The organism is Atopobiaceae bacterium, assembly GCA_022483015.1.
Lineage (GTDB): Bacteria > Actinomycetota > Coriobacteriia > Coriobacteriales > Atopobiaceae > JALCUE01.
The window spans coordinates 2,156,929-2,182,352 of the sequence record JAKVOB010000001.1; the positions used below are offsets into that span (position 1 = coordinate 2,156,929).

General features: G+C 66.5%; 13 protein-coding genes and 1 pseudogene. 8 read left to right on the forward strand and 6 right to left on the reverse strand.

Annotated elements, in window-relative coordinates; translation table 11 throughout:
• Window positions 1–76 precede the first annotated feature (76 nt).
• The 3 genes from LKE50_09275 to LKE50_09285 all read right to left on the reverse strand — a co-directional run bounded on the left by LKE50_09275 (window position 77) and on the right by LKE50_09285 (window position 8,375).
• On the reverse strand, window positions 77–3,973 hold the full coding sequence (locus LKE50_09275) for a S8 family serine peptidase (protein MCH3968779.1): 3,897 nt from the start codon (window positions 3,971–3,973) through the stop codon (window positions 77–79).
• 166 nt (window positions 3,974–4,139) lie between these two features.
• On the reverse strand, window positions 4,140–7,667 hold the full coding sequence (locus LKE50_09280; GenBank protein ID MCH3968780.1) for an FtsX-like permease family protein: 3,528 nt from the start codon (window positions 7,665–7,667) through the stop codon (window positions 4,140–4,142).
• 6 nt (window positions 7,668–7,673) lie between these two features.
• Window positions 7,674–8,375 (reverse strand): ABC transporter ATP-binding protein, encoded by a 702-nt coding sequence (locus LKE50_09285; protein ID MCH3968781.1) that lies wholly within the window; start codon window positions 8,373–8,375, stop codon window positions 7,674–7,676.
• 193 nt (window positions 8,376–8,568) lie between these two features.
• Between LKE50_09285 and LKE50_09290 the strand changes: the two genes are divergently transcribed.
• Both LKE50_09290 and LKE50_09295 read left to right on the forward strand, forming a co-directional pair.
• Complete coding sequence (locus tag LKE50_09290; GenBank protein MCH3968782.1) at window positions 8,569–9,150, forward strand: DUF1003 domain-containing protein; 582 nt, start codon at window positions 8,569–8,571, stop codon at window positions 9,148–9,150.
• Window positions 9,151–9,157: 7 nt separating this feature from the next.
• Window positions 9,158–9,547, forward strand: a complete 390-nt coding sequence (locus LKE50_09295; protein MCH3968783.1) for an acylphosphatase — start codon at window positions 9,158–9,160, stop codon at window positions 9,545–9,547.
• 133 nt (window positions 9,548–9,680) lie between these two features.
• Here LKE50_09295 and LKE50_09300 read toward each other — a convergent pair whose 3' ends face one another.
• Window positions 9,681–13,073, reverse strand: a complete 3,393-nt coding sequence (locus LKE50_09300) for an ABC transporter ATP-binding protein/permease (GenBank protein ID MCH3968784.1) — start codon at window positions 13,071–13,073, stop codon at window positions 9,681–9,683.
• Between the two features lie 651 nt (window positions 13,074–13,724).
• On the opposite strand from LKE50_09300, the gene lepB reads away from it, so the two are divergent.
• The 6 genes and pseudogenes from lepB to LKE50_09330 all read left to right on the forward strand — a co-directional run bounded on the left by lepB (window position 13,725) and on the right by LKE50_09330 (window position 24,718).
• Window positions 13,725–14,330 (forward strand): signal peptidase I, encoded by a 606-nt coding sequence (lepB, locus tag LKE50_09305; protein MCH3968785.1) that lies wholly within the window; start codon window positions 13,725–13,727, stop codon window positions 14,328–14,330.
• A gap of 691 nt (window positions 14,331–15,021) precedes the next feature.
• Window positions 15,022–15,219, forward strand: a pseudogene (locus LKE50_09310) (hypothetical protein).
• Between the two features lie 4,358 nt (window positions 15,220–19,577).
• Window positions 19,578–20,591 carry a hypothetical protein gene (locus tag LKE50_09315; protein ID MCH3968786.1) on the forward strand — a complete coding sequence of 338 codons (1,014 nt, stop codon included), beginning with the start codon at window positions 19,578–19,580 and terminating at the stop codon, window positions 20,589–20,591.
• 180 nt (window positions 20,592–20,771) lie between these two features.
• Window positions 20,772–22,049: a hypothetical protein gene (locus tag LKE50_09320; protein ID MCH3968787.1), complete on the forward strand. Its 1,278-nt coding sequence runs from the start codon at window positions 20,772–20,774 to the stop codon at window positions 22,047–22,049.
• A 153-nt stretch (window positions 22,050–22,202) separates the two neighbouring features.
• The gene (srtB, locus tag LKE50_09325) at window positions 22,203–23,159 is read left to right on the forward strand and encodes a class B sortase (GenBank protein MCH3968788.1); all 957 of its coding nucleotides are present in this window, start codon (window positions 22,203–22,205) and stop codon (window positions 23,157–23,159) included.
• Entirely contained in the window at window positions 23,156–24,718 is a 1,563-nt protein-coding gene (locus tag LKE50_09330) for an ATP-dependent DNA helicase (protein MCH3968789.1), read from the forward strand. Before srtB ends, LKE50_09330 begins: the two co-directional genes overlap by 4 nt.
• On the opposite strand, the gene LKE50_09335 is transcribed toward LKE50_09330, so the two are convergent.
• Together LKE50_09335 and LKE50_09340 are read right to left on the reverse strand one after the other, a co-directional pair.
• Window positions 24,715–25,044 carry a type II toxin-antitoxin system PemK/MazF family toxin gene (locus tag LKE50_09335; GenBank protein MCH3968790.1) on the reverse strand — a complete coding sequence of 110 codons (330 nt, stop codon included), beginning with the start codon at window positions 25,042–25,044 and terminating at the stop codon, window positions 24,715–24,717. The genes LKE50_09330 and LKE50_09335 overlap by 4 nt on opposite strands.
• A complete protein-coding gene (locus LKE50_09340) occupies window positions 25,044–25,337 on the reverse strand; it encodes an AbrB/MazE/SpoVT family DNA-binding domain-containing protein (protein ID MCH3968791.1) in 294 nt (97 codons plus the stop codon). Before LKE50_09340 ends, LKE50_09335 begins: the two co-directional genes overlap by 1 nt.
• Window positions 25,338–25,424 lie beyond the last annotated feature (87 nt).

Here is a 25,424-nt window from a genome sequence, read left to right on the forward strand (position 1 = left end):
GATGGTCAGGAGAGAAAGTACGGCCCCCTCGAGAAGGACATCCGGGAGGGGGCCGTGCGAGCGGACGGGATGGGGATCAGTAGATCAGGCCATCGTTGTTGGCACGGTAGGTATGACCAGAGGTGGTGTACTGGCCTCGGAGGACGTAGCCGGCGGGCATGGTGTAATGGGCCCAGCCTGCGGTCGAGTAGCCCACGATGCAGGCGTGCGTCGTCCCGTCGACCCAGTAGCGCTGGAGGCCCTGGCCATAGGCAGACGACACGACCCAGCCCGACGAGGGGACGAGGCCATCGTTGTTGGCGATGTAGACCTTGTTGCCCGTGGCATAGGTGCCACGCAGGACGTAGCCGGCAGGCACGGTGTAATGGGCCCAGCCTGCGGTCGAGTAGCCCACGATGCAGGCGTGCGTCGCCCCGTCGACCCAGTAGCGCTGGAGGCCCTGGCCATAGGCGGATGACACGACCCAGCCGCCGTTGGGCAGGCGACCATCGTTGTCGGCGATGTAGACCTTGCTGCCCGTGGCGTAAGTGCCGCGCACCACGTAGCCGGCGCTGGTGGCGTAGGCATAGTAGCCGGAGGCGTCCCCCGCGCCGGGGCCGATCAGCCTGCTCGTGGCGACCGCACCGCCCGAGACCCAGTAGCGCTGGAGCCCCTGGCCGAACGCGGTCGTCACGAGCCAGCCATCGGTGATCCTTCCATCGTTGTCGGCGAGTCGCATCTTGCCGTCAGAGCACGTCGCCGCCCCTCGCAGCACATAGCCGGCGGCAGTGGTGTAATGGCCATAGCCATCGGTCGAGTAACCCTCCACGCAGGCATGGGTCGTGGCGTCTATCCAATAGCGCTGGAGGCCCTGGCCATAGGAGGACGAGACGTGCCAACCGACGTTGGGTATGCGCCCGTCATTGTCGGCGAGGTAGACCTTGTTGCCCGTGGCATAGCGGCCGCGCACCACATAGCCGTTGCTGGTGGCGTAGGCATAGTAGCCGGCGCCCTCGGAGGTGGTGACCAGCCTCGAGACGGCAAGGCTGCCGTCCTTGCCGATCCAGTAGCGCTGGTAGCCCGAGGCGCCCCCAAGGGGTGACGTGGTGCGAGTGACGACCCAGCAGCCCGAGACCCTGTAGCCGCTGGCGTTGTAGTAGCGCACCACCCCGTCCTCGGACGACCAGCCGCTCTTGTGGAGGACGTTGACCTTCTTGGTGATCGAGATGGAGGTGTCGGAGGCGAGCGTCGCCGTGACGGTGACCGTCCCGTACGACACACCCGTGAGCGTACCGCTCGAGTCGATGGTCGCGATCGACGAGTCGGACGTGCTCCAGGTCCAGGAGCCGACGGAGGGGGTCGCCGAGACCGAGAGCGAGGTCGTGCTGCCGGCCCGTACCGTGGAGGAGCCCGCGACAGACGCGGTGAAGACGGTGACCGTCTTGGTGAGGGCATAGCTTCCGTTCTCGGTGCTGGTGGCCGTGACCTTGACCTTTCCGGTGCTGCCGGCGACGAGACGCCCCGTCGACGAATCGATGGTCGCCGTGCCTCCGAGGGACGTGACCGACCACGTCCAGGCATGGCCGCTGGCCCCCGTGACCGAGTAGCTCGCGGCGCCTCCCTTGGTGACCGTCGCGGCCCCCGATATGGAGGCATCGACGACCGCGACCTGCTTGGTCAGCTTGACGGTGGGATGCGCCACCGAGGTGGCCGTGATGGTGACGGTGCCGACGGTGCTTGCGGTGAGGACCCCGGAGGCCGCACCGATGGCGGCCACGCCCGGGTCGGAGCTCGAGTAGGACCATGCGAGACCAGAGGGGGTGCTCGAGACGGCATAGGTGGTCGAGGACCCCTTGCCTACGAGCGAGACCCCGGTGATGGAGGCATCGATGACGGTGACGGACCTGGTGCCCGAGACGGTGCTGCCGTCCGAGAGCGTGGCCGTCGCGGTGATGTTGGCCGTGCCTGCCCTGCTGCCCGTGACGACACCGGTCGAGCCCACCGAGGCGACGGCTGTGTCGTCCGACGACCACGACCATGACGTGGGCGTGCCCTTGGTGGTGCTTGCGCCAAGGGCGAGGGTGGAGCCGAGAAGGACCCCGTCGTCGCCAGAGATGATGACCGAGCTCTGGACGGCTGCATCGGCATCGACCTCGCCGTAGCCGTACTCCTCGTCCCAGCCAGCCTCGCCCAGGTCGGTCGCCGTGGCCTCGAGCGTGCCCATGGCCTGCGTGGGGGTGAGCGAGTCGTTCTCGGCGAAGAGCAGCGCCGCGATGCCCGCCACGCAGGGGCTCGCCATGGAGGTGCCGCTCATGTAGGTATAGGTGCTCGTGCTGGAATAGTACGTGCTGTAATAGGAAGTCCCCGGCGCGGAGACGTCCTTCGTGCAGTCGCTGTCCTTCGTGGTGCCCGCGACGTTGTAGTTTGAGGAACTGGAGCGGGTGGGCGGCGTGCCGGACTGGAGGTTGATGACCGAGAGGACGGACTCGTAGTCGCCAGGCCACTCCTCGTAGGGAACGTAGAGGCCTTGGCTCACCGCTTGATTGCCTGCCGCGCAGACGGTGAGGATGCCGTCGGCCTCGGCGGCATCGATCTGCTTCATGAGGTCTTGATCGGAGGTGGGCGTGCCACCGCCACCCAGGCTCATGTTGATGACCTTGATGTCGTATGTCGACCGGTTCGCGATGAGCCACTGGTAGGCTCTGACGAGCGAGTCCGAGGTGAAGCCGCCGCTGGAGTTGGATGCCTTCACGATGACGAGGTCGGCGTTGTAGGACGTGCCCGAGGTACCAATGCCATTGTTGGTCTCGGCCGAGACGATGCCCGCCACGTGGGTGCCGTGACCATAGTCGTCTGTCGCGTCGCTGCCGCCAGGGTAGGAGTTGTACGTGGCCACGATGTTGTCGGCGAGGTCCTCGTGGGTGGTGAGGGCACCGGTGTCGATGACGGCGACGGCCACCTGGTGATTGGCCTTCGAGGTAGCCCATGCCTGGTAGACCTTCGTGCTGGAGAGGGCCCACTGGCGAGAGGCGTACGGGTCATTGATCGTGACGGCCTGCACCGTGGCCTCGAGCGCCTCGGCACCCGTGGTGGCACTGGCGGTGGCCGCCGTGCTCGCGGCCTCGGCCGCCGTCTGGGCGGACGTCTTGGCGGCCTCGTCGGTGGCGGCAGCCTCCGTGGCGGCGTCGGTCGTCGCGGTGTCGGTCGTGGGGGCGTCGGTCGTGGGGGCGTCGGTCGTGGGGGCGTCGGTCGTCGCGGCGTCGGCGGCAGTGTCCTTCTCGGCAGTGGTGGTCGTCGTGTCGGAGGTGGCCTCCGCCTCGGCCAGGGGCTCTATCGCCGTGGTCGGGCTCGTGGCAGCCGTGAGGTCCGACGCCGTGCCGATCTGCTCGTCCATGACCTGGTAGAGATAGTTGGGTTGGGCGCCGGCTACGACGTCAGACTCCTCGAGCTCGGCGGTGGCGGCCTCGACGCTGCTCGTGGGGGCGACGTCGACCAGGAGGTAGCCGCTCGAGATGTCGTCGGCGGTCACGGTCTTGGTCGTGACGCCGTCCATGGTGGCGAGCATGGCGTTGACCTGGTCGACCGTGACGCCATCGGCCAGGCTGACCAGGGCCTTGCCGGCCTCGAACGAGGTGCCGGAACCCGCTGCCTCGTCTGCCGCCTGGGCGTCGTCGACGCGCTGCTGGTAGTCCTCGTCGACGACCGTGGCGGCCGCGTCGGCATCGTCGTCGACCCCCACGACGTTGCCGTCACCCGTGCCGTCGTCCACGATCACGGGCGCGGAGTCGCCCGTCGAGGCGGCCTCGGACGACTGGTCGGCCGCCTCGGTGGAGTCGTCAGTGGCGGCCTGCTCGGTGGTGGCCTGCGTGGAGGCGGAGGTCGAGCCAGCGGTGGGACGTCCCATGAGCTGCCACGCTCCGACCACGACGACGCAGGCGACGACGACCAGCAGGGCGACGAGGAGGTTGCGGTTCTTGGGGCGTCGTTCCTTCATGGGAGCCTCCAAGGGTCTGAGGTCGGTCTCGAACGGAGACGGTTTTCGCTCCTATAGTAGGCAACCTTCGCTTCAGGTACCTCGATGGTGACTGCGAACGGTAGGTGATGCCCCAGGAAGGCGGCGGGACCTTCCGGCAGGAGGGACCCCGGTCTCAGGCCCGGACCTAGTCGACCGACTTCAGGCTCTCCACCATGTCGATGGCCTTGAGCTTGCGGCGCATCGCGAGCATCACGATCACGGCGAAGACGAGCGTGAGCACGAAGGCCACCACGTAGCTCGCCGGGTGGATGGTCCGCCCGAACATGATGCGGTCGACCTCGGCCGTCACCACCACGAAGCCCTCCATGGCGGTGCCCACGGGCATCCCTACCACGGCCCCCAGCAGGGTGAGCAGGATCGTCTCGCGGAAGATGTAGGAGTTGACCTCGCGCGGCGTGAAGCCCAGCACCTTCAGGCTCGCGATCTCGCGGGAGCGCTCCTCCACGTTGATGTTGGTGAGGTCGAACAGGACGATGAAGGCGAGCGCCGCCGCCGAGACCACGAGCACCACCATCACGATGTCCATGCTCCTGAGCATCGTGCGGTAGGACTCTATCGTCTCGTCGATGTAGCTCACGGTGCTCACGCCGGACTCGTCATGGAGGTCGGACGTGATCTGGTCGCGCGCCGTGGCGTCGTCGGTCACCGAGGCATAGACCGTGGTGTAGGCGGGTGCGGCCTCGCCCGTGGACGCGTAGGCGTCCTTGCCGAGGTAGAGCAGGTCACCCACGTAGTTCTCGGTCACGCCCGTCACCGTGAGCTCGTGGGCCTGGCCGGTGGCGTTGCCCACGTCGTCCTGGTCGAAGAGCTCGACCGTGTCTCCCACGCCCACCCCCAGCGTCGTGGCGAGCTTCTCCGAGAGGATCACCGACGAGTCGTCGAGCGTGATGGGGTCATGGGTGAGACGGTCCCGGAAGGTGACCATGCCCGTGAAGGCGTCGCAGTCCTGCGGGATGGTGACCTGCACCACCGTCGAGTCATGGGTGGCCGAGCCCAGCTGCTTGTTGAGCGACTGCGTGCGGGCGTGGCCGTCGACGTCGCCCGTCCCGTCGAGGTACGTCACGACCGACTGGACGTCGTCCTCGCTCGCGTCGTCGTCCAGGCCGATGGTGCAGTCGTAGTGCGAGATCTGGCCGAACTGGTTGTCGATGATGTCGTTGATGGCGTCGCGCACGCCCAAGCCCGTGAGCAGCAGGGCCGTGCATCCCGCGATGCCGATCACGCACATGAGGAGGCGCCGCTTGTAGCGGAAGAGGTTGCGGAAGGTGACCTTCCAGGTGAACGACGTGCGCCGCCACAGGGGACCGATGCGCTCGAGCAGGATCCGCTTGCCTGCCTTGGGGGCCTTGGGCTGCATGAGGGCGGCCGGGGTCTCGCGCAGGGTCGCGACCACGGCGACCCAGGTGGCCAGCAGCGTGATGCCGACGCCCGCGGCGAGCGAGAGGCCACCGAGGACGGGGTCGATGCCCAGCGGGAAGGGCTGGCTCGGGACGTTGTAGATGATGCCGTAGGCGTTCATCACGACCATGGGCAGGACCTGCGACAGCACGAAGATGCCCACGATGCCGCCGACCACGCTCGCGACGGCGGCATAGACCAGGTACTTCGACGAGATGCGCGCGGTGGAGTAGCCGAGGGCCTTGTAGCAGCCGATCTGCGTGCGGTCGGACTCGACCATGCGGGTCATGGTGGTGAGCGCCACGAGCGCCGCCACGATGAAGAAGAACAGCGGGAAGATGGCCGCGATGTTGTCCATGCGCCTGGAGTCCGAGATGTACGACTCGGCCCCGTAGTTCTGCGTGCGGTCGAGGGTGTAGATGTCAGGCTGCGAGATGTCGTCGATCTGCGCCTGGGCGTCATCGATCTTGGCCTGGGCGTCGGCCAGCTGCGCGTCGGCCTCGTCACGGCTGGCCTGCCACTCCGCGAGGCCGGAGTCGTAGTCGGCCTGCCCGCTCGCGAGCTGGTCCCAGCCGTCGTCGAGCTGGGCGCGGGAGGAGTCGAGCGTGGCCTGCGCCTCGTCGAGCTGGGCGGTGGCGCTGGAGCGCTGTGCGTCGAGCGTGGACTGCGCGGAGGAGACCTGGGCACGGCCGTCGTCGATGGTCGCCTGCGCGGAGGAGAGCTCCGACTCGGCCTCCGTGATGCCCGACGTCAGGCTGGCGATGCCCGAGTCGAGCTGCGAGATGCCGTCGGTGAGCTTCGTCTCGGCGGAGATGGCCTCCGTGACGTCCTCGAGCTGCTCCTTGGCCGCCTCGAGCTGGGCCTCGACGGCCGCATACTCGGGCGTCCCCTCCGTCAGCGTCGCGAGCTGTGCCTCGAGCTGCGAGATCGCCGCGTCCAGCTTGGCCTTGCTGGCATCGAGCGCGTCGAGCGTGCCGGCCTGCCCCACCAACGCGTCGAGCTGCGCCTGGTAGGTGTCGCGCTGGCCCTGCAGCTCCTGCCGCTTCTGCTCGAGGCCCGCCTTGTTGGAGTTCTCCTGGTCGTCGGCATCGTAGCTCGGCGTCGAGGAGTTCCAGGACGCGAGCTGGGCGTCGAGCGTGGTCTGTGCCTCGTCGAGCTGCTCGTTCTTCTCGTCGATCGTGGCCTGGCCGCTCGCCAGCTGGTCTGCGGCCTCGGTGCGCTTCTCGGCCAGCTGGGAGACGCCGTCCGCATAGGAGGCCTCGCCGTCCTCGAGGGTCGCCTTGCTGTCCGCGAGGGTCGCCGCCGCATCGTCGAGCTGGGACTTCGCGTCATCGAGCTGCGCGTCGGCATCGGCCTTCTCCGACTCGAAGCTCGCCTTCTGGTCGTCGAGCTGCGTCTGGGCGTCGGCCTTGAGCTCGTCCTGCCGCTCCTGCTTGATCTGCGGGAGCGCGGCCTCGATGTTGTCCTTGGTCGCGTCGACCTTGTCCTGGTAGGCATCGGACCAGGCGACCTCGTCCTGGGCGCCCGCCGCCTTGACGTAGACCTCGGTGTAGGGGCAGGCGTCGGAGAAGTTGTCGTCGGTCACGTAGAGGTACTGGCCCAGGAGGCCGCTGCCCAGGGTGGTCGATCCCATGCTCGTGGACGAGATGTAGTTGGACGAGCTCACGAAGCCGACCACGGTGTACTCGCGCACGTCGAGGACGTCCGTGAGGTCGGAGGCGCCGTAGAGCACCGTGACCGTGTCGCCGATGCCCACGGAGCTGTCGGTGACGCGGTCGGCCGAGAGCACGCACTCCCCCTTCGCGGTCGGGAGCCGCCCGCTCTTCAGGGTCACGCGGTTGAGGTAGGAGGAGTCGGACGACTCGACCGAGAAGCCGTCGTCGCTCACGGTGGAGTCCGTGGCCGCGTCGGACGGCAGCGTGCTGATGCGCACGGCGTACTGCTCGCTGCCCAGGCTCGCCATGACGTCGGTGGAGCGGCCCGGCATGACGGCCTCGACGCCGTCGATGCCCGAGATGTCGTCCACCAGGTTGTCCGAGAAGCCCAGGGTGGAGACGAGGCGTATGTCGTAGAGGTTCGTGCCGTCGGTGAACTCGTCGCCGGCCGAGCGCATGTCGGGGCCGCACATGCGCAGGCCCGCATAGAAGCCGCAGCCCAGGGCCACGATGCCCGCGATGGCCAGGAAGCGGCCGAGCGAGTCCGTGATCGAGCGGCGGATCTCGGTGGAGAAGACGCTATGTGGACGGCGGCCCATCGGGCGCTACCACTCGACCGTGGAGGCGTCGACGGGGCTCGCGTTGGTCTCGACGCTCGTGGCACGACCCTCGTGGATGTGGATCACGCGGTCGGCGATGTCGCAGAAGGCCTGGTTGTGGGTCACGATGGCGACGGTGCGCCCCGTCTGGTGGCAGGTGTCCTGCAGCAGCTGCAGGATCTGCTTGCCGGTGCGGTAGTCGAGCGCGCCCGTGGGCTCGTCGCACAGGAGCAGCTTGGGGTTCTTGGCGAGCGCGCGGGCGATGGCCACGCGCTGCTGCTCGCCGCCCGAGAGCTGCGCCGGGAAGTTGTCCTTGCGCTCCGAGAGGCCCACCTCGTCGAGCACCGTGCCCGCGTCGAGCGGATCCTTGCAGATCTGGCTCGCGAGCTCGACGTTCTCGAGCGCGGTGAGGTTCTGGACGAGGTTGTAGAACTGGAAGACGAAGCCGATGTCGTAGCGGCGGTACATCGTGAGCTCGCGCTCGGAGTAGTCGCTCACGACGCTCCCGTCGAGCTCGATGGCACCGCTCGTGCACGAGTCCATGCCGCCGAGCATGTTGAGGACGGTCGTCTTGCCGGCGCCGGAGGGGCCCACGATGACCACGAGCTCGCCGGCCTCCATCGTGAAGTCCATGCCGTCCACCGCGGCGACCTCGACCTCGCCCATGTGGTAGACCTTGCGGACGTCCTTGAACTCGACGAAGGCCATGCCGCCCCCCAAGCCGTGACGCGTCGCCGCCCTGCGCGACGTCTGTCGGATGGAACCGTTGTCATGATTGTGCCCGTTCGCAAGGGCTTTCCCGACGAGAAGGCCGAGCGGGGCCGCGAATCCGCATGTGCTTCTCGACATTGGGCATAAACCGCACGTATGCAGACGGGCTCGACATGGGGGCGGACGCACGATGGACAGCAAGAGGCTCACCAGGAAGAAGGTCATGCATGCCGTGCTTGACGAGGTCGACGAGGACCTCGGCGACGAGCAGGCGATCCATGACCTTCTCGACAGCAGCATCGCGCACGACACCTCGAAGAGCGCGAGCAGCTCCTACGGGCTCGGCGAGCGCCTGGCCGACAAGGTGACGAGGTTCGCCGGCAGCTGGAAGTTCATCATCTCGTTCACCGGGGTGCTCATCGCATGGATGGTCGTGAACACGGTGCTGGCCGCCAACGCCTTCGACGCGTTCCCGTTCATCCTGCTGAACCTCGTGCTGTCGTGCATCGCCGCGCTGCAGTCGCCGTTCATCATGATGAGCCAGAACCGCCAGGAGGAGAAGGACCGACTGCGCTCCGAGAACGACTACAAGGTGAACCTGAAAAGCGAGTTCGTCCTGCGTGACCTGCACAAGAAGATGGACCACGTCCTGGGCGAGCAGAAGAGGATCGAGCAGATGCTCGAGAACATGGGAGGCGACACGAGCGATGGCACCATTTCAGCTGCCGGGACTGCACCGGAAGGCGGCCAAGGGAACACCGACGAGGGCTGAGGACGACGTGGCCGCGGAGAAGGACCGCGTGGCCGTGGAGAAGGACCGCGTGGCTGCGGACGCGGCGCAGGCTGCGGACGCGGCACAGGACGCGGACGACGCCTCCGGCGAGGGACACGTCCGCCGCATGCACCTGATCTACGGCGGCGACTGCCAGGGTGTCGGCTTCCGCTGGAACTCGCAGCGCGTGGCCGTGGGGCTCGGGCTCACCGGCTGGGTGCGCAACCTCGACGACGGCTCGACCGAGGTCGAGATCCAGGGGCCGGACGCCAAGATCGGGCAGTTCTACACCGGCGTCGCCAAGGAGTACCAGCGGTTCAACATGTCCCCTGTCATCAAGGAGTCCGTCGAGGTGCGGCCCGTGTCGGGCGAGACCACCTACGACATCAGGTTCTAGCGGGCACCACAGGCAGTCGGCGACGTGCGGGCAAGCGAGGCGGCAGGCTCCCACATGCCGGAGCCTGCCGCCCTGCCGCCGCGTCGCGTCACGGGCGTCCCGCTGCCCTGCCACCCCACCGCCCCACGCCCTCCTACTCGCTGCGCAGCGCCACCGCCGGGTCCTTCTTGGAGGCGATCCGGCTGGGGATGAGGCCGGCGATCAGCGTGAGCGCGACCGACAGGCCGATGAGCACCGCCGCGTTGGCAGGCGTGAGCTGCGAGATGTTGGCAACGTTAAGCTGGCTCTCGACCACCGCGTTGATGGGGATCGAGAGGAGCAGCGTCACGCCGATGCCCAGCAGGCCCGAGATGAGCCCCTCGATGAACGTCTCGGCATTGAAGATCTTGGACACGTCGCCCTTGGACGCGCCGAGGGCGCGCAGCACGCCGATCTCCTTGGTGCGCTCGAGCACCGAGATGTAGGTGATGATGGCGATCATGATGGACGAGACCACGAGCGAGATCGCGACGAAGGCGATGAGGACCGTCGAGATCGTGTCCACGATCTCGGTCACGGACGAGGTCATGGTCCCCACCAGGTCGGTGTAGGTGACCTTGTCGTCCGCGCTCGAGACCTGGGCGTTGTAGGCGTCGATGAGGTCCGAGACCTGCTCCTTGCCGTCGAAGTCGGTGGGATAGATCGAGATCTCGCTGGGCTGGGCCCGGTCGACATACCCCAGCGCGGAGAGCACGTCGTCGTAGGAGCTGGGCGTGGTGTCGGAGTACTGGGCCACGAGGGCCTCGAGCTGGTCCTGCGACAGGGCGAGGCTCGACAGCCCCGAGGCGCTCGAGAGGTCGAGCGCGCTGCCGCCCATGAGGGCCGCGATCTCGGCGTCCGAGAGGCTCGAGAGGTACTGCTGCATGAGCTCGGAGGCATGCTCGCTCACGTACTGCTCGGCATACTGCTGGGCGTACTGCTCGATGGCGCTCGTGTCGGTCGACGAGCCGCCGTACTGCTCGATGAGGGCGGCCTTCTCCTCGTCGCTCATGCTCGCCATCATCTGGGCGAGAAGGGCCTGCCTCTGCGCGTCGGTGAGCGACGAGACGTCCGCCGACGAGCCACCGTACTGCTTGACGAGCTCGGCCTTCTGGTCGTCGGTCATGCCCGACAGGAGACTCGTGAGCAGGGTCTGCCTCTGGGCTGCGGTGAGCTCCGAGATGACCTGCGCGAGCTCGGCGTCGGAGATGCCCGTCGTCGCGGTGCCCGGGGACGTGACAGCGCTCCCCGTCGTGGCGGCGGTCCCGGTGCTGGCGGCGGTCCCGGTGCTGGCGGCGCCGGTGGTCGCAGCAGCGGAGCCCGTGGCCGCGGCGGTTCCCGCACTGCTGCCGACCTCGTCGACGACCTGGCCCATCGTGCTGCCGGAGGCGGTCGCCCGCTCGGCGTGCATGAGCTGGTTGTCGCTGGGGTGGTACGTCCCCACGGCGGTGGCGGCCACGGTCTCTGCGGCCTCCTCGCTCACGAAGGCCGACTGCGTGGTCGTGCCCGTCTCGGCGGTCGTGGCGTTGGCCCCGGCCGTGGAGCCGTCGTCCGAGGTGCTGGAGTCGTCGCTGGTGAACGCCTTGCCCGTGAGCACGTTCACGGAGGGGTCCGCCACCTGCTGCCTCACCACGTCGGTCGAGGCGGCCTCGTCGATGAGGTCGTCCACCAGCGCGCCCGTGTAGGCCACGCCGCTCGAGACCTGCGCGGAGTCGTTGGCCTGGAGCACGGCCGTCACATGCACCGCCACGCCCTTGTCCTCGTCATAGAGGGTGGCCACGTAACCGTCGTCGCTCGACTTGTCCACCCAGATGGGCTGGCCGGTGTCGCCCGTCTCGCCCGTGTCCCCGTAGAAGTCGGCCTTCGAGAAGACCCGATACTCTCGCCCGAGCGCCTCGTCGTAGGTGAAGGTGTGCTCGGAGTCGTCGTAGGACTCGTCGTTGTTGACCGCGTCCTGCAACGTCGTCATGTCGTCGATGTTGAGCAGGCCCATCGTGTAGAGGTCGAAGTCGGAGACCTTGCCGTTGGACGAGACCACGAGCGCGACCTCGTCGGCCTGGGTGGGCCAGTCGCCGGCCAGCAGCTGGTACTGGCTGTTGCGCAGGTCGTCGTCGTCCACGAGCTGGCTCCACTTGGAGGTGGTCGACGCGTTGATGCCCATCGACGAGTACATGCTGCTCACCGTGGAGTCCGACCAGGTCTTCATCGTGGAGTCGTCCGTGAGGTCGGCCGGGCTCACCTGCACGTAGCCCGCGTCGGCGTCGGAGTCGTCCTTGGTGCGGTAGACCTGGGGCTCCACGTCGTAGCTGGTCTCGACCGCCGTCACGGAGCCGTCGAGGTCTGAGATGTGGTCGTCGAGATAGGCCTTGAAGGCGCCGAGGTTGTTGGTCACCTGGAGCGAGTTCACGGTGCTCGTCGCCTTGGCCACGACGTTCTTCGACGTGAAGGTTCCCTCGGCGTCGCCGGTCGCGGCGGCGTCCGAGGTCGTGGCGGCGTCCGACGACCCCAGCGACAGGCCGGAGTCGTCCGACGTCATGGCGTCGTCCTTCTCGTCCATCATCGACGAGAGGTCGATCGTGGTGCGCTCGAGCTCGATGGGATAGTCGCCCATCGTGTCGGTCTCCATCTTCTTGATGTAGTCGTTGGTGCCGTTGGAGATCGAGAGGATGAGCGCGATGCCGATGATGCCGATGGCGCCGGCGAAGGCCGTGAGCAGCGTGCGGCCCTTCTTGGTGCGCAGGTTGTTGGCCGAGAGCTCGAGCGCGGCGAGGAACCCCAGCCGCACGTGCTTGGGACGGGCCTGCTCGCCCACGGGGAGCTCGGAGGCCGCGACGGGGTTGGAGTCCGAGACGACCTCGCCGTCCTGCAGGCGGACGATGCGGGTGGCGTACTCGTCGGCAAGCTCGGGGTTGTGCGTGACCATGACCACGAGGCGGTCGGCGGCGACCTCCTTCAGCAGGTCCATGATCTGGACGCTGGTCTTGGAGTCGAGGGCACCGGTGGGCTCGTCGGCCAGGATGATGGCCGGGTCGTTCACGAGGGCGCGCGCGATGGCCACGCGCTGCATCTGGCCGCCGCTCATCATGCCCGGCTTCTTGTGGATCTGGTCGCCCAGCCCCACGCGCTCGAGCGCCGCCACCGCGCGGGCACGGCGGTCCTCCTTGGAGCAGCCCGAGATCTTGAGCGCGAGCTCCACGTTGGAGAGGACGCTCTGGTGCATGATGAGGTTGTAGCTCTGGAACACGAACCCCACGGAGCTGTTGCGGTAGGCATCCCAGTCGGCCGCCTTGTACTCCTTGGTGGAGCGGCCGTTGATCACGAGGTCGCCCGAGGTGTACGAGTCGAGGCCACCCACGATGTTGAGCAGGGTGGTCTTGCCGCAGCCGGACTGGCCCAGGATGGCGACGAACTCGTTGTCACGGAAGTCGACCGAGACGCCGCGCAGGGCATGGACCGACTCGCCTCCGGCGGTCGGGTATTCCTTGGTGATGTCCTTGAGCTGCAGCATCTTGGCTCCGGGTCCGTATGGGTGCGCCGGCATGGGAATGCCAGCAGGTTGCTTTTAGTATGGCTTCAACAATCTACCCGAGAAGGGCCCGCTTAGCCCTGCCCACACGGCATACATGGACTTGAAAGTCGAGACGGACGAGAGGGGCGGGGCAGGGTCAGGGCGGGGTCGGGGCGAGGCGGGACCGCGCCGGGGTCACCCGGGGCAGGCAATGCGGGACGGCACGCACGTTGCCTGGCGACAGTGACCCGCGGCGGCGACCCGGGGGCCCACCAGGGTCACCCGGGGCAGGCAACGCGGGGCGGCACGCACGTTGCCTGGCGACAGTGACCCGCGGCGGCGACCCGGGGGCCCGCTCAGGGTCACCCGGGGCAGGCAACGCGGGGCGGCACGCACGTTGCCTGGCGACAGTGACCCGCGACGGCGACCCGGGGCCCGCTCAGGGTCACCCGGGGCAGGCAACGCGGGGCGGCACGCACGTTGCCTGGCGACAGTGACCCGCGGCGGCGACCCGGGGGCCCACCAGGGTCACCCGGGGCAGGCAACGCGGGCCGGCACGCACGTTGCCTGGCGATAGTGACCCGCGACGGCCGTCCGACCGCCCGCACCCGCGCCCCAGACCCCACCTGCACCCCTGCTATACTCGCCCGTATGAACACGTCGAGACACACATCGGGCAGGCATGCCAGCCACGCCGCGGGTCAGGTGCCCGTCACCGCGACCGACCCCGCCACGCCGCAGGCGCCCAACCGCCCAGAGCCCTCGCACCCGCTGCTCCGCGACATCGGGGCGCTCGTCATCAAGGTCGCCGTCATCGCCGCCATGTTCGTGGCCCTGTTCACCTTCGTCTTCGGGTTCTTCCGCTACGACGACGTCTCGATGAAGCCGTCCGTCAAGGCAGGCGACGCCGTGCTCTACTACCGCCTCGACCGCGACTACATCGCCGAGGACGTCTGCGTCTTCACCTACCAGGACAAGCTCACCTGCGGACGCGTGGTGGCCGTGGCCGGCGACACCGTGGACATCCGCGACAACCAACTGCTGGTCAACGGCTCCTATCAGCAGGAGACCGACATCTACTCGGACACGACGCAGTTCGAGGGCGGCCCCGAGATGCCGCTCACCGTACCCGAGGGCTCCGTCTTCGTCCTGGGTGACAACCGCTCCACGGCCACCGACAGCCGCATCATCGGCTGCATCTCGACCGACGACACCCAGGGCACCGTGATCGCGGTCATCCGTCGACGGGGAATCTGACCCCGGACGCATCCACTGAGAGGCACCCGTCAGCGCCTCAGACTGTTTTGGATACCGCACACCGATGAGCTCACGATAAAACCCCGGAATTGTGGCCTTATAGATACCAAAGGGTAGAATCTTGTTGCTAGGAAGCCGTCATTTCACGAGGGAGCGACCGAAGGCCACCGATATACCATGAGAAGGTCATCCATAAAGAACCGTCTCATCCTCACGACCAAGCGATTCGGCTTGGGCGTGATGGCCCTTCTCGTGCTGATCTCCTGCACGCTTGGGTACCCCACAAGGAGCTACGCCGCGGCCACCGGGTCGGGCACGATCCATCTGGTAGACGGTACCAACGGCGGAGCCGAGGTCGCCACTGACGCGGACCTCGCATCGGCGAACGAGGTGCCGGCCTTACAGGCCGGGTGGGGATGGTCGTCAGCCGCCGGTACGGTCGGTGGCATGGCGCCGACCAACGCATGCGCCGTCGATGCGGTCACGCTCGACCCGGGCTCACTCAGCAAGTGGTTCTACACAGCCGGTACCACCACGACCACGACCCCGGCAAAGCAGTCCCTCACGTTCTCGGGAGCATCGTCGGTCTCGTCGGGCACAGGCACCACCACCTTCACCAACATGACCATCAACCTCACCGGCGGCAGCCACCTGGACTGCTCGAGCGGCGGCAGCCTCGTCTTCAAGAACTGCACCATCACCATCGACGGCACCAGCTACATCACGAGCGCCGGCAGCCTCTCCCTCGACGGGTGCTCCGTCACCGGGTCCAAGGGGTCGGCGACCGACATCCAGCTCACGGGTGGCACCTGCGCCCTCACGGGCACGGACGCCTTCACCGGCTGCAGCATCGACACGGCCAAGGCCGCCTCCATCACCACCTCCGGCACTACGACGCTCACCGACTGCGCGCTCACCGGCACCACGGACCGGACCACCCCGCTCTTCTCGGTCACCGGCGGCACCACCGAGGTGGCCGGAACCACCACCATCACCGGCATCACCAACACCAATGGCGGGTCGAAGCCCGGTGGCGTCTTCAACGTGAGCGCCGGCACGCTCAAGCTGACCGGCGGGACCATCTCAGGCTGCAACATCACCGCCCCCGGAAGCATGTCAGGCGGTGGGGCCGTCGCCTATGCGTCAGGTGGCACCATCAGCCTCACCGGCACCACCGTGAGCACCTGTGGGAGCGGTACGGCAGGGCAGTGGACCTGTGGCTCCTTCGTCCTCGGCGGGGGGTCCATGAGCATGTCCGGCGGCACCATCACTGGCTGCAAGGGCTCTCACGGCGGAGCGATCAGCATCGTCTCCGGCTCCTCCGCCTTCAGCATGTCCGGTGGCACCATCACGGGCTGCACCGCCGCCTATGACGGCGGTGCAGTGTTCGGGTACAACGGCCCCACCATAACCATGAGCGGAGGCAGTATCACCGGATGCTCGGCCGAGCGCACGGGCAGTGCCATCAGCACGCGAACCGGTGCCACGGTCAAGATCACCGGAGGATCGATCACCGGTAACACGACATACACGGGCGGCGACGCAAACGACAACGGCAAGGCCGCGATCGCTGGCTACTCCAGCGGTAACACTGGCACATACACTATCTCCGGCAACACGACCATATCGGGTAACAAGAACGCCTCGGGCGCAGCCGCGGACGTGATGGCATACTCCGCGACGTCCCTGAAGATCGACAACCTCGGGGTCTCTGCCCGGGTAGGCGTCACCTCCTCCACCGCCTCGCTGCTCACAAGCGGAGCCCAGTTCGCCGTCGCATCGTCTGGTACGGCCAGCTCGACCACCAACCTCGGCATGCTCTTCAACGACTCGGACGCCACCCTGGTAGGGACCGCAGGAACCGAGAGCATCGTAAAGTGGGACGCCCAGGCCGTCTGCAAGATCGTCGACAACGACACCACATACACATATTCGACGCTCCAAGCCGCCATCGACGCGGTCGGCAACGGCACGATCCCCACCACCGCCACCATCCAGATGCTGGTCGAGAACTACCCCATGACCACCACCCATATCATCGACAGCACCAAGGACATCACCATCACCACCGCCGCCGAGGGCGCCACGGACGGTTACCCCTATCGAGGCACCTCGGGCACCAAGGCCACGCTCACGCGCTCCTCTACGGGCAGCCTGACGGGTTCCCTCTTCGCGATAGGCGGCTCCACCGCCGGAGCGCTCACCCTCACCGGCATCACCGTGAGTGGGGACAGTGTCGCCGGCGTGACAGCCTTGGGAGGCCTTGCCAACCTAAGTAGCGGCGGAATCCTGAACTGTGCCTCTGGTTCGACGTTCCGCGACTCCACGGTCATCGGCAGTGGTCATACCGGGGCAATCTACAATTATGGGGGAACGGTCAACCTCTCTGACGGCTCGACGATATCCAACTGCGGCGCAGCATCACCTACCGGCGCCGGAGCCATACTCACCGCGGCATCAGGCACCCTCAACATGGGGGGCGGCACCATCACCGACTGCGGGAGCTCGACCTCGGCCGCCGTAATGCTCATGTCCCTGAATGGCACACCTTCCACCATGACCATGAGCGGCGGCACCATCACCGGCACACCGGCCAACCCCTACGGCGCGGTGTATGCGAACACGTACCGAGGCACCGGCACGGCCACCTTGAACCTGAGCGGCGGCACCATCACCGGCAACGGCAGTGCGGGCGTGGTGCTTGGGACGAACGGCAAGCTCGCCATGACCGGTGGCAGCATCACCACCAACACAGGCGTCGGCGTGGACATCCAGTCGACTTCCTCGGCCACCATGAGCGCCGGCTCCGTCACCGGCAACAAGGCCGGCGGCGTGACCATAGAGAGCGGCGGCACCATGGCCGTCTCGGGCGCGCCTCAGGTCACGGGCAACACCGTCACGTCCTCGGGCACGACCACCAACCAGAACGTCTACCTGGCAGCCGCGGCAAGCGGCAAGCAGCTCACCGTGACCGCCGACCTCAGCGGTGCCGACCTCGGTATCTCCGTTCAGGCCGCCGACCATGCGGACGGCACGGACTTCGCCTTCGGCTCGTCCCACACCGTCACCGCCAATGAAGCCTCGCAGTTCTCGGATGACACCGGCACCCTGGCGGTCTCCCTGGACTCCACCACCAACGCCGTCCAGTTCGACGCGAGCAACACCTATGTCTGCAAGATCGTGGACACCTCAGGCAAAGCCACCGGCTACACGACGCTCCAAGGCGCCATAGATGCCGTGGGCACGGGAGGCACCGCCACCATCCAGATGCTGGTGGAGAGCTACGACATATCCGCCATCCACACCATCGCCAACTCGAGGAACGTCACCATCACCACCGCCAAGACCGTGGCAGAGGGCTGCACCGACGGCTTCCCCTACCGTGGCACGGCAGGCACCACGGCCACGCTCAGGTCGACCAAGGCGAATCCCATGTTCTCCATGAATGACTCGAACTCGACCTTGGGCTTCTCCGACATCATGGTGGACGGGAACGACATCGGTCGTATCGTCACCGTCACGGCCGGCACCCTCGACCTCGGGGATGGCACCACCTTCACCAGAGGTCGCGCCACCCAGGGATCCGCCATCTGCGCCTCGGGAGCCTCCACCAGCGTCACGATGAGCGGCAATGCCACCATCACCGGTTGCACCAGCACCGACGCAGGAGCGATCGACCTCTTCGGCGGGTCGACCTTCACCATGAAGGACTCGAGCAGCATCCAGAACAACACGGGCAGCCTGCACGCCTCAGCCATGTTCATCCGCAACAGCACCCTCTGCAACGTCTACCTCCAGGACGATGCCACCATCAAGGGCAACACGTGCACGAACGCCAGCGCGAACTGCGCGGCCATCAACACCCATCCGGGAAGCGCGGCCATCCACCTCTCGGGCAATGCCTCGATAACCGGGAACAGCACCGCCAGTAGTGCCTCCTCTGCCAGTGCCATCTGGCTCAGGGAGAACTGCAGCCTCGACATCACCGGCAACGCATCGATCACAGGCAACACCGCCACGGCCTCGGCCACCACGGGCGGCGTGTACGCCTCGAGCAGCGCCACCATCAGCGTCCAGGGCAACGCGGTGGTCGATGACAACACCAACACGTCAGTCGAGCGCAACCTCTACACCGCCAACAACACCGCCATCAAGGTCACGGGAAACCTCGGCACCGACGCCAAGGTCGGCGTCTACTGCACGGGCAAGACGGCGGCAGGAGACCAGTTCGGGACCGCCACCAGCTCGGGTACGGAGGTCGCGGCGTCCACGTACGAGAACATCGACCACTTCGTGAACGACGCGAACCCCAACCTCTACGGCATGACGAAGGATGCCACGAGCTCCGCCGTCGTGTGGGGCAAGGGCACCTGCCAGATCATCCGCAACGGCGCGTACGTGGACTCCTACGAGACGCTCGCCGACGCCTGCGCAGCCGCGCAGACCGGCGACACCATCCAGATCTACCGCAGCCACGAGCTCACGACCGCGGCCACGTTCACCGCGGGGGTCACCGGCGTCACCATCACCACCGCCCCCACCACGCAGACGGTCGCAAGTGCCTATGCCTATGTGCCTGCCAAGGGCGACGACGCGACCACGGCCACCGTGCGACGCGCCTCCAGCTACACGGACGGGTCCCTCCTCACCATCAGCACGACCGGGGACTCGGTGGACAACGTGATCTTCGACAGCCAAGGGATATCGAGCTCTGCCAGCACCATCGCCGTGAACGAGGATGCCACGCTCACCGACGTGACCGTGACCAACTGCGTGAGCACAGGGACGTCCGCCGCCGTGGAGGTCGCCAGCGGAAAGAGCGTGGGCCTCGCCGGCAAGGTCAGCATCAGCAAGAACGTCGACGAGAACAAGCTCGCCGCCAACGTCAGGCTCGACAGCGAGAACAGCCCCACGTCGACGGGCCTCATCAAGGTCCTCGGTGACCTCGGCACGGGCTCCTCCGTCGGGGTCACCGTCATCGACGCCGACCATGTCTCCTACGTCCCCTGGGCGCAGGCATACACGAACTCGACCGCCACGGAGACGTCCATCACGGTGGCGGCCGACTCGACCAAGTACTTCTTCGACGACCTGGCCCCCAAGCTCAACATCGGCGCCAACAACACGGGCAGCCACACCACCTTGAACACCTATCTCTACTTCGAGCCGCCCATGGCCTTCTCGTTCAAGAAGGTCTCGAACAACCTCGAGCAGGACCCCATCGCAGGCGTGCAGTTCCACGTCTATATGTGGAAGGGAGCCAACTCCGCGTATAACAAGACCGACTACACCAGCCGCGACACCTACCTGACCGACGCGGCGCTCGCCGGTGACACCGCGGACTGGGAGCCCCTCACCACAGCGAACGGCAACACCAAGGTCTTCACGTCAGATGCGAGCGGCGTGGTCGACTTCGGCGACCCCACCGACGGCGGAGGCCTGCCGGACGGCATCTTCCGCGTGGTCGAGGTCTCCACGCCAGACAACCACACCAACATCACCAGCCTAGGCGGCTGGCACTTCGTGGCCGACTCGACCCAGGCCGACCCCTACAAGGTCACACTCCCAGGCACCTATTCCAACACCACGACCACCGACACCGACCCATGGGCCAACCCGCTCAAGGCGTCCACCGCGACCACCGGCGTCCTGGCCGCAAGCTACGACTCGGCTGCGGGCACCTGGGTGGTCGAGAACCAGTACGCGGACACAGTGGGCCAGCTCAAGGTCTTCGCACATGTGACCGGCGGCTACGCGGACATGAGCAAGGCGTTCTCGTTCACCGGCAAGCTCACCGACTCCACTTCTACCACCAGGACCTTCACGGGAACCATCCGCAACGCGAGCGGCGTGTCGACTGGCACCACCATCACCTTCACCTCGGGCGTCGAGAAGACCTTCACGCTCTCGGACGGGCAGTATCTGCAGCTCGACGGTCTCGCCGCATCGACCACCAGCTTCGAGATGGTCGAGGACGCCGCGACCAACTACACGCTCTCCTTCCCCACCACGGACGGCTGGAACTCCTTCCAGGACACCACTGCGACCCTCACCACCAACGCCGTCACTCGCACGGCCTCCGGCACCATCGGTACCGGCGAGACGCGCGTGGACTTCCAGAACACCTCTGCGGACGTGCCGGTGACAGGCGTCCGCGGGCTCGGAAATCCCCTGCTCCTGGCAGGCATCGTCGCAGGATGCGTCCTAGGCCTCGTGCTCGTGGCCTGGACGCGTAGGCGACGTGCCAAGAGGGGTTGGTGATGCCCTTGGATCCCCTCTTCGGACAGCATCGCCGCACACGCCCCGTACGACGACGCTCACATCAAATAACCTTGCCTTCTGATGCGAGGAAGGGGCATACTTCAATAAGCTATAAGGTATGGGAGTGCTATCTGAGAAGCACGAGCGTACACGCTCACAGAGTCGGACAGAGGAGCTCATATGGATATCAAACGTAAGAGGGGACTCAAGGGCCTGATGGCCGTGACCCTCGCAGCCGTCACGGCACTGACCATCGGCACGATGGCACCAGCCACGGCGAAGGCTGGGACAACAGGAAACACCTCGACAGAGGTCGCCATCTCCAAGGACTACAAGCTGCCTTCCAACCTCACGTCCGGTAGCGCCTTTGGCGCGACCTTCACGTATCAGTTCACGTCCACGAGCGTCAACGGTGTCGCCCCCGACACGAACAACACGATGCCCGACATCAGCGCCGTGACTATTACCCCGACCACGACGCCGGCCTTCTCCACCACTGCGAACGGCATCACGGAGTACGGCAAGAACGCGGCAGATTTCCTCCCGGTCGTTGGTACGGAAGCCACGAACTTCACTCACGCCGGTGAGTACGTCTATACCGTCTCCGAGAAAAATGGTGGCACGACGAGCACCGACGGTGTCGTGTACTCGGACGCCCAGTATCAGATTCATGTCTATGTCATCAACGATGACACCGTCGAAGGCACGCCTAAGCTCAAGATCAGCGATGTGTCTGTCTACAAGACGGCCACGGATGACGGCACGGCTCAAAGCGGCACAGACGTGGCGAACAAGGTCGACCCAGTCCCTGGGTCAAGCACGACCCTCGGCGGCATGGTGTTCAACAACACGTACAAGAAGGACACCAACCTCACCATCTCTAAGGCAGTCGCTGGCGCTGAGGGCGACAAGACGCACGACTTCACCTATACCGGCTTGACCCTCACCGTGCCGACGGGTGTCACTGCCCCCACAACCGTCTACCTGAAGAAGTCGGACGGCACCTATCTGACCGGAGCCGTCTCGGGCCAGAAGATTACGTTTGCTGACTTCACCCTCTCAGATGGTGAGAGCGTGACCTTCACCGATAACAAGACCACCGTCAAGGATGTCCTCCCGGTCGGTACCACTTACACCTTCACAGAAAGTGCCACCTCCGGCTATACGCCGGTGGGCGTCGTGAGCACCGACGTCAACGGAACGGCCTCCACCCAGACGACCACGGTCGGAGCGGTTGGCACCACGTTGCCCATCGATGCCACGGCCGCGAGCGCCAATGGCAAGAACACCTTGGGCATCACGGCCGCCAACAACTCGGTAGCGGTCACCAACACCTATAAGACCGTCTCCCCCACGGGCATCATCATCCAGAACCTGCCCTTCATCATCATGGGCATCGTCGCCGTGGGTGGCATCGCGCTGCTCGCCCTCTCGCGTCGTCGTAAGAACAACGCCTAGCACGTGAGTACCACTGCTCCAGACTCTGAGAACCGCCCGGACCTGACGAACGAAGTCGGTCCGGGCGGTTCGTTATACTCAGGTGCCATGAGACCAGATTCCACATCATCCCAGACCCCACCAGCCCGCACGCCACTCTCACCAGGGAGGCGCGTGGTTCGCTTCCTCGACAACGCCGTGGACGCCCTGGTGATGGTCGTGCTCCTGGCGCTGCTCGCGTTGGGTACCTATGCGATCTGGGACACCAACACGGTCTACGCGCAGGCGGACTCCGCCAACTACCGCGTCTTCAAGCCCACCTACCCACGCTCGCAGCCCTCCTTCGAGGACCTCCAGGGCATGAACCCCGACGTCTTCGGCTGGCTCGACGTCTATGGCACCAACATCGACTATCCCCTGGTGCAAGGCACGGACGACGACTACTACCTCACCCACGACGCGACCGGCGCCTACTCGCTCTCGGGGTCGCTGTTCCTCGACAGCCGCTGCGACACGTCCTTCTCGGGGTTCGATAACCTCATCTACGGCCACCACATGGATGCCAACGCCATGTTCGGCCAGGTCACGGACTTCCTCGACCCCACGTTCTTCAATGAGCACCAGTACGGCAACATCTACTACGACGGCGCCAACCACGGCATCCAGTTCATCGCCGTGATGGAGGCCGATGCCTACACCTGCGACCTCTACGACGTCCCCATCGAGGGCGAGGCCTGCACGAGTGCCTTGGCCGAGATCGAGTCATCGGCCACGAACAAGCGCGACGTCGAGGTCTCCGCGAGTGACCACCTGGTGCTCCTCTCGACCTGCGCGGACTCCAGCACCAACGGCCGCACCATCCTCATCGGCAAGATCTATGACCAGACCTTCGACAACCCCTTCCCCGACGAGGTAGCCACCGGCAGCGGCCTCGGCAACACGACCGAGGGGCTCCTCTCGTGGCTGCGTAGCCTGCCGTGCTGGGTATGGGTTATCATCGTCCTGCTGATACTCCTGCTCATCATCCTCATCGTCTGGCTCTGCCTGAGGCGCCGTCGCCGCAGGCGGCGTGAGCTTGCGCGCGCCAGCCGTGAGGAAGATGGGCCATCCGTCGGAGACCCTGATCGATGAGCGCTGCCACGATCGATGATGCACGTGCCGCCCTGCTGGGGCACTTTGGCTACCACGACTTCCGCCCTGGCCAGTCAGAGGTGGTCTCGGCCATCCTCGCCGGCCGGGATGCCCTGGCCGTGATGCCCACCGGCGCCGGCAAGTCGGCATGCTACCAGGTGCCCGCCGCGGTGCTGGGCGGCCTCACGCTCGTGATCTCTCCCCTCATCGCCCTCATGGGCGACCAGGTGCGGGCCCTGAAGGAGGCCGGCATCCGTGGTAGCTACCTCAACTCCACCTTGAACGCGCGCCAGCAGTCCATCGTGATGCAGCGGGCGCTCGATGGCTGGTACGACATCATGTACGTCGCCCCCGAGCGCCTGGGCGACTACCGCTTCCGGCAGTTCATCTCGCAGGCAAAGGTGCCGCTGCTGGCCATCGACGAGGCCCACTGCGTGAGCCAGTGGGGGCAGGACTTCCGCCCCGCCTACCGTGACATCGCCGACTTCGTGGGGTCACTCCCCGCCCGGCCCGTCGTGGCGGCCCTCACGGCCACCGCGACCGAGCGCGTGCGCGACGACATCACCGACCTCCTCGGCCTCTCTGACCCCCTGGTGGAGGTCTCGGGCTTCGACCGGCCCAACCTCTTCCTGGGCACGGCCGAGCTCTCCCGCCGCGAGAAGGACGCCTGGCTCGCCGGCTACGTGCGCCACCATGATGACGCCTCGGGGATCGTCTACATCGAGAGCCGAAAGGGGGTCGAGCGCGTCGCGTCGGACCTGGCCGACCGTGGCGTGGACGTGGTGCGCTACCACGCCGGCCTCAGCATCGAGGAGCGCTCCTCGGCCCGCATGCGCTTCGTGGCCGACGACGTCCGCGTGATGGTGGCGACCACGGCCTTCGGCATGGGCATCGACAAGCCCAACGTGCGCTGGGTCGTGAACATGGGCCTGCCCCTCTCACTCGAGGAGTACTACCAGCAGGCAGGACGTGCCGGACGCGACGGCGGGCCCGCCGAGTGCTGGCTGCTCTGGAACCGCGGCGACCTGCGCACCTGCCGCTTCCTCATAGACCACGCCGAGCCCGCCGAGGGGGTCACCGCAGACGAGGCCCGTGCCGCGCTGCGCAACCGTGGGCACCTGCTCGACGGGATGCTCGCCTATGCCGAGGACGAGGACTGCCTGCGCCGCCACATCCTCGCCTACTTCGGCGAGGACCTCGACGACGTTCCCGAGACCTGTGACAACTGCAGCTGCTGCACCGACACCGAGACGGGCGTGCTCGAGCGCACGGACGTGCGCCGCCGACCCACCGCCCGCAAGGTCGACCGCACCCGCGTGGCCGCTGCCGCCGCCGAGACGCCCGAGGCGTCCGAGACCTTCGACCGCCTGAGAGCCCTGCGCAAGCGCCTGGCATCGGAGGCGGGCGTGCCTCCCTACGTGGTCTTCTCGGATGCGACGTTGCACGCCATGGCAGCAGCGGCGCCCACCACGGCGGACGAGCTGCTGCAGGTCTCTGGCGTGGGCCCCATCAAGCTCGAGCGCTATGGGGACGCCTTCCTGGCCGAGCTGGCACGCTAGATGTCGAAGATGCCACCGATGATGTCGAGCACGGGACCCATCGTCTCCTGACCGGCACGCCCTATGACCGTATGCGGCCGAGCCTCGAGGTCGCAGGCCCTGATCTGCTCGACGCAGACCTGGCCATGGACCCCATCGCCTTCTGGCAGCGTGACATGCATGGGAAACGTGCTGATGGTGGACGTGATGGGACACAGCACCGTCATGCTCGACCTGAGGTTGCAGTCCAAGGTGCTCACGACCAAGGCAGGTCGCCTGTGCGCCGGCTCATGGCCCAACGACGGGCCGAAGCCGACCTCGATGATGTCACCCTGCGCGAGGGGCATCACCACACCTCCTTGCCGACCGGCTCTCCCCACTCGAGCTCATGGGGCCGATAGTCACCCGCATAACCCTCGAAGAGCTCCCCGATGGTCGTGCGCCTGGTCCTGTGGAAGCTCTCGTGACTCGGTCGGATCACGAGCGAGCCATCATCCTGGAGTGTGACCAGGAGCTCGTCCCCGATGTGGATTCCCATCTGGGAGCAGACCGTCTTGGGGATACGAAGCCCCTGCGAGGCACCCCATGCGGAAAGGTGGGTGTGGAGCACGCCCTCCTTGGGAACGTCCTGCCGTTGCATGGTCTGCGCCATCATCATCGCCTCCGGGCCATAGGTACCTCCATGTCCCTAGGATACCCTGACGCCCTCAGAGATATACGTAGGATA